This is a genomic window from Rhodococcus sp. NPDC060090 (genome assembly GCF_042729855.1).
GTDB lineage: Bacteria > Actinomycetota > Actinomycetes > Mycobacteriales > Mycobacteriaceae > Rhodococcus.
In genome coordinates this window covers 330,719-339,476 of sequence record NZ_JBHWXB010000004.1, presented here as the reverse complement: position 1 = coordinate 339,476, position 8,758 = coordinate 330,719, and the positions used below count along the sequence as shown (strand labels likewise).

General features: G+C 66.8%; 8 protein-coding genes. 4 read left to right on the top strand and 4 right to left on the bottom strand.

Features of this window, described 5'->3' with window-relative positions:
- Positions 1-162 precede the first annotated feature (162 nt).
- The 4 genes from ACFWCF_RS08195 to ACFWCF_RS08180 all read right to left on the bottom strand — a co-directional run bounded on the left by ACFWCF_RS08195 (position 163) and on the right by ACFWCF_RS08180 (position 3,312).
- Positions 163-366, bottom strand: coding sequence for a DUF3073 domain-containing protein (locus ACFWCF_RS08195; RefSeq protein ID WP_378492095.1), 204 nt, complete (start codon positions 364-366; stop codon positions 163-165).
- A 194-nt stretch (positions 367-560) separates the two neighbouring features.
- Positions 561-1,517 (bottom strand): asparaginase, encoded by a 957-nt coding sequence (locus ACFWCF_RS08190; RefSeq protein WP_378559404.1) that lies wholly within the window; start codon positions 1,515-1,517, stop codon positions 561-563.
- Complete coding sequence (locus ACFWCF_RS08185; protein WP_378559401.1) at positions 1,514-2,185, bottom strand: MOSC domain-containing protein; 672 nt, start codon at positions 2,183-2,185, stop codon at positions 1,514-1,516. The genes ACFWCF_RS08190 and ACFWCF_RS08185 overlap by 4 nt, the downstream gene beginning before the upstream one ends.
- A complete protein-coding gene (locus tag ACFWCF_RS08180; protein ID WP_378559398.1) occupies positions 2,182-3,312 on the bottom strand; it encodes a YgfZ/GcvT domain-containing protein in 1,131 nt (376 codons plus the stop codon). Before ACFWCF_RS08180 ends, ACFWCF_RS08185 begins: the two co-directional genes overlap by 4 nt.
- A 55-nt stretch (positions 3,313-3,367) precedes the next feature.
- On the opposite strand from ACFWCF_RS08180, the gene ACFWCF_RS08175 reads away from it, so the two are divergent.
- The 4 genes from ACFWCF_RS08175 (at position 3,368) to cydD (ending at position 8,708) form a co-directional block, all read left to right on the top strand.
- Entirely contained in the window at positions 3,368-4,222 is an 855-nt protein-coding gene (locus ACFWCF_RS08175; protein ID WP_378492099.1) for an aminodeoxychorismate lyase, read from the top strand.
- A 209-nt stretch (positions 4,223-4,431) separates the two neighbouring features.
- Positions 4,432-5,952, top strand: a complete 1,521-nt coding sequence (locus tag ACFWCF_RS08170; RefSeq protein ID WP_378559475.1) for a cytochrome ubiquinol oxidase subunit I — start codon at positions 4,432-4,434, stop codon at positions 5,950-5,952.
- A gap of 9 nt (positions 5,953-5,961) precedes the next feature.
- On the top strand, positions 5,962-6,999 hold the full coding sequence (gene cydB / locus ACFWCF_RS08165; protein WP_378559395.1) for a cytochrome d ubiquinol oxidase subunit II: 1,038 nt from the start codon (positions 5,962-5,964) through the stop codon (positions 6,997-6,999).
- Positions 6,996-8,708, top strand: coding sequence for a thiol reductant ABC exporter subunit CydD (gene cydD, locus ACFWCF_RS08160; RefSeq protein ID WP_378559392.1), 1,713 nt, complete (start codon positions 6,996-6,998; stop codon positions 8,706-8,708). The genes cydB and cydD overlap by 4 nt, the downstream gene beginning before the upstream one ends.
- The last annotated feature ends 50 nt before the right edge of the window (positions 8,709-8,758 follow it).

Sequence of the window (8,758 nt, the reverse complement as noted above, 5' to 3'; positions counted from 1 at the left end):
TGTGTATAAGAGACAGGCGTGGATCCCCGACCCTTGTTCGTGTTCATGTGAACTCGCGGTCGTTGCGTCGCACACGCACGATGACCACTCGATCGGTCGACGTCACCACTAGCGGAGGGGGAGCCGATGCCGGCTCCCCCTCCACTAGTGGTCAGCGTCTGGTCAGCGACGCCAGTCGTCGTCGTTGTCGTCCCAACCGGAACCTTGGTCGGCGAAGACCTCGTCCCTGTGCGAGTTGGGTGCACCGCCCGACAACTCTCCGTCCGACAACTCTCGTTGAAGGCTCTCGAAGTCGGTGGATGGCGAGCTGTACTTCAGTTGCCTTGCAACCTTGGTCTGCTTTGCCTTAGCTCGGCCGCGGCCCATGGCCAACCCCCTCGCGCTTTGACGGGGCGGCCTGGGGAATTTGGCGGCCCCGGTATGTTGAGTATTTTCCTGTGCCCCACTTTAGCTTGGAAAACTCAGTTCCGCTCCCACCCACCCGTCCGGGCGGGTGTCCGTTACATCTCATTGGCACCCGACCTGCGGTAATACGATTTTCACATGTGTGAAGATGGGGCTCAGAACACTCCCGGCACGGCTCGGACGGTACCGACCCTCACCCCACCACCGAGTACGGGTTGTGAGGCGAGGGCCGCGAGCTTCTCATCGGCAGTGACTCCGAGCCGGGTGAGGACAGCGGCGGTGAGGGGAAGCCGGGCACGCTCGTGACCATCGTCGATCTTGAACGCGAACGCCGAGCCGTCCGGAAATGCGCCCGCGTGGATGCCGTCGGCTCCGGCCTTGCACATCAGCCCGGGAACGGCCTGCATCAGCCGCAGGTCGTCCTTGCCCGATCCGGAAATGAGGAACGGGTGCTCGCGGATCGCATCGGCCACGGCGCGCTCGGGCGTGTCGGGCTCGGCCGTCGCCAGCCGGGAGTACGCGCGGGCCAGGTTGATCAGCGGAACCGGGACGATCGGGAGGCCGCATCCGTCGATGCCGAGATCGGTCTCTTCGATGTCGCCCGTGAGCTCGAGGATCGTCTCCACCACCGCCTGCTGCAGGGGGTGGGAGGAGTCGAGATAACTCGAGGTGGGCCAACCGTTGGCGGCACACGTCGCCAGCATCGCGGCGTGCTTACCCGAGCAGTTCATGTAGGCGGGCCGAGGGACACGACCCGCCGCGAGAACCTCGGCGCGGGCCAGTTCGTTGCCGGGCAGATCCGCGGGGCACAGCAACGCACGTTCCTCGAAGCCGGAATAGGCGAGCAGTTCCTCGACGAGTTCGATGTGGTCCGATTCGCCTTCGTGCGACGCCGTTGCGATGGCCAGTTCGGCGGTGTTGCGCGGCGCGAACCCCAGCCGAAGCAGCGCGGTCGCCTGCAGCGGCTTGTTCGACGAGCGGGGGTAGATGGGTGTGTGGACCTCGCCCAGCGAGACGATCACCTCACCGCGCGGGTCCAGGACCACCAGAGATCCTCGATGTACGCACTCGCGGAACCCGGAGCGCACCACTTCGACCAGTTCGACGCTCAATACGCCACCCGTACCTCTCGTCCGGCGACCCGTCGCCGGGCCTTGTCCGCGACACTCGGCGACAGATCGTCCTGCTGCTCGAGCATCACCGCGATCCGCTCCGGGTCGCGTCCGGTGAACAGATCCCGAACGGTCACCCCGTGCCCGGGCACATCCTCGACGATGATCCGGTCGCCGGCCCGTACCGGGCCCTCGTCGATCACCTTCAGGTAGACGCCGGTGTCGCCGCGGGCCGAGAACCGCTTGACCCAGCCCGTCTCGCCGGACCACACGCCGAACGTGCCGCAGGGTGTGCGGGGGCCCGTCACTTCGAGCAAGAGACCGGCGTCGCCCACCCGCCACCGCTCGCCGATGACCGCGTCGCTGGTCGCGATTCCGCTGGTGCGAAGGTTCTCCCCGAACCATCCGGCGGGGAGGTCGCGTCCGAGGTCGTCGGCCCAGCGCCGGGCTTCGTCGTCGCCGTACGCGTAGACGGCCTTGAACCGTCCCCCGTGATGTTCGGTGTCGCACTGCCGGTCGCCGGTCAGGCCGAGACCGCCGACGTGCACAGCGTCATCCACCGGTCGCTTGTCGATTCCGGTGACGGGGACGCGGCGCGTGCCGCTGGCCCGGATCTCGTGCACCACACACACGGCGTCGACCCGGCCGGGATTCGGTGCGACGGTCACCGGCCGCGCAGCCGCTCGACCGCGAGGCGGCCGGCCTGGACCGTGTCGTCGGCGGGTACCGAATCCGGATCGATCGCTGCAGCGCACGGGCCGACGACGAGTGCGGTGTCCGGCGCGATGTTCCGCTTGACGAGGGCCAGCGCGATCGGGCCCAGTTCGTGGTGATCGACGACGGTGCCGAGGCGTCCGACCGACCGGCCTCCGGCGGTGATCGCCTCGCCGGGTTCGGGGCGGCCGTCGGCCGAGCCGTCGAGATGCAGCAGAACGAGGTTTCGCGGGGGTTTACCGAGATTGTGGACGCGGGCGACGGTCTCCTGGCCGCGATAGCACCCCTTGTCGAGGTGTACGGCGCCTGCCTCGGCGGGACTGCCGATCCATCTCGCCTCGTGCGGGATGGTGCGGTCGTCGGTGTCGAGACCCACCCTCGGTCGCGTGTCGGCGACGCGCAGTGCTTCGAACGCCCAGATACCTGCGGCACGAGCCCCGGCGTCCGTGAGGGCGGTGAAGGTCTCGGCGAGCTTCTCGCGTGGCACCAGAAGGTCGTAGGAGTGCTCGGTGGGCCACGGCATCCGGCGCAGGAATCCGCCACCGGGAAGCGCGACGGCCGCGTACGTTTCGGTGGGCAGCGCGTCGAGGCCCAGTACAGCGAGGATCTGCGCACTGCCTGCAGCCGGCCCCAGCAAGGTCAGCACCGTGAGTTCGTTGCCGTCGCGCGGCTCGGCCTTGGACCAGAACACCATCTTGGTGAGGAACCCCAGGAGGCCCGGCCCGCGATCGGGCTCGGTGTCGATCCACGTGACGCCGCCCAGATCGGTCTGGACGAAGTGGTGCTCGACGCGTCCGTTGAGGTCGAGACTGAGATTCTCGGCGGAGGTTCCGTCGGGCAGCGACTGCACGTCCTGGCTGGAAATGGTGTGCAGCCAGCTCAGACGTTCGTCGCCGGGAATCGCGATGACGAAGCGGTTCGAGCGGTCGACGACGGCGACGGAGGTGACAGCCGCGCGCTGTTCTCCCAGTGGATCCCCGTAGTGCCAGGGCAGGCCCTCATCGGGACTTCCGGGTAGCGACGCGACGGCATCGGGGAAGGTGAGCAATGGGCTCTCGGACACGATCGGAAACTCGGCCACGACACCAGTCTATGGGGAAGCGAACGGAGGGGGAGTAGTGGATAGGGTGGTCGGCATGGCTGATCGGGTGCTGGTGACACTGGATGGCGAGGTGAGGGATGCTGATGCACCCCTGCTGCACGCCGACGATTTCGGAGTGCTGCGTGGGGACGGTGTCTTCGAAACGCTGCTGGTGAGAGGCGGGAAGGCCCGTGCGGTCGAGCTGCATCTCGCCCGGCTGGCGTCGTCGGCATCCGCGGCGGATCTGCCCGCCCCCGACCTCGACGACTGGCGACTGGCGATCGATCTCGCCGTCGAGCAGTGGGGCGACGAGCGGGAAGGCGCGCTTCGTCTCGTGTACACGCGCGGTAGGGAGGCCGGCAACGAACCCACCTCGTTCCTGTTGGTGACGCCGGTGGCCGACCGTGTGGAGACCGCACGACGCGACGGTGTCTCGGTGGTGTCGCTCGAACGCGGATTCTCGGTGGATCTGGCGCAGAAAGCGCCGTGGCAGCTCCTCGGTGCGAAGACCCTGTCGTACGCGACCAATATGGCCGCGTTGCGGCACGCGGAATCGGTGGGTGCCGATGATGTGATCTACACGAGCAGTGAAGGGCACGTGCTGGAAGGCCCCCGGTCGACGGTGGTGATCGCGCGCGGAAGGACCCTGCTCACGACACCGCCGGAACAGGGCATCCTGCCGGGAACCACCCAGCAGGCGCTGTTCGACGCGGCGCCCGATCACGACTTCACGGTGCGTTACGAGGCGCTGCGGCCCGCCGATCTCATCGTCGCCGACGGCGTGTGGCTGTTGTCGAGTGTGGCGCTCGCCGCACGCGTGCACACGCTCGACGGGCACGCGCTCGCCACCGAGGCCCTCGACAGGGAGATCGAGAAGCTGGTCGACAAGGCGATCGCCGCCGCGCGCTGACGTTCGAGTGAGCTCGGCCGCGCGGGCGGCCGAGGTGTGGTTGTGACCACCGATGGTGGGCGGCACCGACATTTTCTACTACCGTTCGTAGTAACAAGGTCGCGCTCGTCGGTCGAGGGTGGCCTCGTGCGAAGAATCCGACGTGGAACCGCGATCGGATCCGGTCCCCGTACTGGGCTTCACTCGGAGTGGCAATGGATGTGGTGGCAATGGATGTGCTCGACCTGTCCCGATGGCAATTCGGGATCACGACGGTGTACCATTTCATTCTTGTTCCGCTGACCATCGGGCTCGCCCCGTTGATCGCGGTCATGCAGACGATGTGGGTGGTCACCAAGAAGGATCACTGGTATCGGCTCACCAAGTTCTTCGGGAAGATGTTCCTGATCAACTTCGCACTCGGTGTGGCCACCGGCATCGTGCAGGAATTCCAGTTCGGCATGAACTGGAGCGAGTACTCGCGTTTCGTCGGCGATGTGTTCGGTGCGCCGCTCGCATTGGAGGGCCTCGTTGCCTTCTTCATGGAATCCACATTCCTCGGACTATGGATCTTCGGCTGGAGCCGCCTGCCGAAACTCGTTCACCTCGCGACCATCTGGCTCGTCGCCATCGGTGTCAACGCGTCGGCCTACTTCATCATCGCCGCCAACTCGTTCATGCAGCACCCTGTCGGTGCCATCTACAACCCCGACACCGGCCGCGCCGAACTGACGAGCATCTGGGCGCTGCTCACCAACAACACCGCGCTCGCGGCGTTCCCTCATGCGGTAGCAGGCGGCTTTCTCACCGCGTCGACCTTCGTTGCCGGTATCGCCGGCTGGTGGATGGTGCGGAACATGCGTCGTGCCAAGAAGATCCGTGAATCCGACACTGTCGAAACGGATGTGCTCGAAGCCGAGCGCCTCGAATCGGACGCGCGCACGATGTTCCGCCCCGCGACCCGTCTGGGCCTGCTCGTCATGATCATCTCGGGTATCGGCCTGTTCGTGACCGGCGACATGCAGGCCAAACTCATGTTCGAGCAGCAACCCATGAAGATGGCCTCGGCAGAATCCCTGTGCCATACCGAAACCGACCCGAACTTCTCGATCCTCACCATCGGCACCCACAACGACTGCGACGGCGTCATCCACGTCCTCGACATGCCGTTCGTGCTGTCCTACCTTGCCGAAGGCGAGTTCACCGGGGTGACGCTGCAGGGCGTCGAAGACCTGCAGGCCCAGTACGAACAGCAGTACGGCCCGGGCAACTACAAACCCAATCTGTTCGTCACCTACTGGTCGTTCCGCGCGATGATCGGTCTCGCAGCGGGATCCGCGGCACTGGCCCTCGCGGGCCTGTGGGTCACCCGGCGCGGACGAGTGCCCGATCAGAAATGGTTCGGATGGCTCAGCATCGCAGCGATCCCCACACCGTTTCTCGCGAACAGCGCCGGCTGGATCTTCACCGAAATGGGCCGCCAGCCCTGGGTGGTCCACCCGAACCCGACCGGCGTCGACATGATCCGGCTCACCGTCGACCAGGGCGTGTCGAACCACGCGCCCGCGACCGTGATCACCTCGCTCGTCGCATTCACCCTGGTCTACGCGGGCCTCGGGGTCGTGTGGTTCTGGCTCATCCGCAAGTACGCGAGGGAAGGCCCCTTGGAACACGACGCGCAGCCACCCGGCGAGCACGACGACGAGTCCGACGACAACGGACAGCCCACACAGCTGTCCTTCGCGTACTAGGAGACGGTCATGGGACTTCCCGAAGTGTGGTTCATCCTGATCGCCGTGCTGTTCACCGGATACTTCGTTCTCGAGGGATTCGACTTCGGCGTCGGCATGCACATGCCGGTGCTCGGACGCGGCAGGAGCGAGAGTGCCGACACCCGACGACGGGTGCTGCTCAACACCATCGGTCCCGTGTGGGACGGCAACGAGGTGTGGCTGATCACCGCGGGCGGCGCGATGTTCGCCGCCTTCCCCGAGTGGTACGCGACCCTGTTCTCCGGGTTCTACCTCCCGCTGCTGCTGATCCTGCTCGCACTCATCGTCCGTGTCTGTGCCATCGAATGGCGCGGCAAGATCGACGATCCGACGTGGCGTCGCCGCTGCGACTGGGGCATCATCTTCGGCTCGTGGGTACCCGCGGTGCTGTGGGGCGTGGCATTCGCGAATATCGTCCGCGGTGTCGCGATCGACGAGAACAAACAGTATGTCGGTGGGTTCTTCGATCTGCTCAACCCGTACGCGCTGCTCGGTGGCGCCACCACCGCGCTCGTGTTCGCGCTGCACGGGGCAGTGTTCATCGCGCTGAAGACCGCGGGTGACGTGCACGAGGACGCGGTGAAGCTCGCTCGACGGCTGGCGATCCCGGCCATCCCGGTCGCGGGTGGGTTCGTACTGTGGACCCAGCTGGCCTACGGCAAGGACTGGACGTGGATCCTCGTGGCCGTCGCGGCGCTGTCGCTGCTGGCGGTCGTCGCCCTCACCGCCGCAGAGAGGGAGGGCTGGGCATTCGCCTTCACGACCTTCGCGATCATCGCGACCATCGTGCTGCTGTTTGCGTCGCTGTTCCCGAACGTCATGCCGTCCAGCCTGGATCCCGCATGGTCGCTGACGATCGAGAACGCGTCGTCGAGCTCCTACACCCTGAAGGTCATGACCTGGGCCGCGGCGATCATGACACCGGTCGTCCTGATCTACCAGGGCTGGACGTACTGGGTGTTCCGCCAACGCATCTCGACCGCGCAGATCCCCAAGTCCATCGGACTGAAAATCGGAGCGAAGTGACGGCTCCGGCCGCCGCGGTCCCCGCCGACGTGCGCGCACGTCGGCGGGGACCGATCGATCTGCGGCTGTGGCGTTACTCCGCCGCGGCGCGCGGATATCTCGTCCTCACGGTCGTCACGTCACTGGTCGACGTCGCGATGGTGATCGTGACTGCACTTACGATCGGCACGGTCCTCGCCGGCGTCATCACGACCGACGCACGGTCGCTCGGGGAATGGAACACCGAGCTCGCCGTCCTCGCTGCGGCCGTCGTCGTGCGGGTCGCGGTGACCTGGCTGCATTCCCGCTACGCGCACCGCTCCGCAACGCGCGTGATCGCGGAACTCGAACACGAAGTCCTGGATGCCGCGTCGGCTCTGCCGCCCCGCGAGCTGGACCCACGCCGCGACGAGATCGCCACCGTGCTCACCCGCGGCCTCGACGGCCTCGGCGACTACCTCACCGGCTACGTTCCGGCGCTGCTTCTTGCCGTCACGCTCACGCCGATCACGATCGTCGTCATCGCCACACAGGACCTCACGTCGGCGATCATCGTCGTGGTCACTCTTCCTCTGATCCCGATCTTCATGATCCTCATCGGTTTCCTTACCAGGGGGAAGGCCGATCGCACCCTGTCGGCGATGACCGCGCTGTCGTCGCAGCTGCTCGATCTGGTCGCCGGCCTGCCGACGCTGCGTGCGCTGGGCCGTGAACGCGGACCGGAAGCCCGCATCCGCGAACTCGGCGACGATCACCGCCGCACCACGATGTCCGCGCTCCGGGTGGCGTTCCTGTCGGGCACCGTCCTCGAGTTCCTCGCGACCCTTTCGGTCGCGCTCGTCGCGGTGGCCATCGGCATGCGGCTCGTCTACGGCGGAATGCCGCTCGAGGCGGGCATCATCGCGCTGATCCTCGCGCCGGAGGCCTACCTCCCGCTACGCACCGTGGGTAGCAAGTTCCACGCCGCCGAGGACGGAATGGCCGCCGCGGAAAGAGCGTTCGCGATCCTCGATACCGCAGGAACCGATGTTTCCCGATCTGCATCGGCAGTGGTGGGGGAGCGCCCCGATCACCGTCCCGACACCGCGCCGGAGTTGATGTTCGACGGGCTGAGTGTCGCGGGCCGTGACGGGCACGCCCCGCACCGGCTCGACGCGGTGTGTCGCCCCGGTGAGATCACCGTCCTCACCGGGCCCAACGGCTGCGGCAAGTCGACCGCGTTGCTCGCGCTCCTCGGCCTTGCCGAACCGGCGGAAGGGACCGTCACCGTCGACGGCACCCCGGCGGTGGGCGCCGATCAGTGGTGGGAACGGGTCGTGTGGCTGCCGCAGCGGCCGGTGCTGCTTCCCGGAACTCTCGCCGACAACCTGCGGCTCACCGGAGTCGACCCCGAGGCTCCGGACCTCGACGAGATTTGCGGAGCAACGGGATTCGACGTCGTACTGGCCGAACTTCCGGAGCGGTGGAATACCGTCGTCGGTGCCGACGGAACCGGTCTGTCGCTCGGTCAGCGGCAACGGCTCGCGCTCACCCGGACCTTGGCGTCACCGCGGGACGTGCTGCTGCTCGACGAACCTACCGCGCACCTCGACGATGCCACGGAAGCCACCGTCCTGAATACCCTTCGCGCCCGTGCGCGGGCGGGCCGCACCGTCGTGGTCGTCGCGCACCGCCCGTCGCTGCTCGCGATCGCGGACCGGGTGGTCACTGTGGAAGGTGGTGCTCGGTGAAGGGAGATCTCGTAGAGCGGAGCGATGGGAAGTCGTCCCTGCGCCGGGCC

Coding starts and splice junctions, on each gene's coding strand:
- ACFWCF_RS08195 (WP_378492095.1), bottom strand. CDS start 366: ATGGGCCGCGGCCGAGCTAAGGCAAAGCAGACCAAGGTTGCAAGGCAA.
- ACFWCF_RS08175 (WP_378492099.1), top strand. CDS start 3,368: ATGGCTGATCGGGTGCTGGTGACACTGGATGGCGAGGTGAGGGATGCT.
- ACFWCF_RS08170 (WP_378559475.1), top strand. CDS start 4,432: ATGGATGTGCTCGACCTGTCCCGATGGCAATTCGGGATCACGACGGTG.
- cydB (WP_378559395.1), top strand. CDS start 5,962: ATGGGACTTCCCGAAGTGTGGTTCATCCTGATCGCCGTGCTGTTCACC.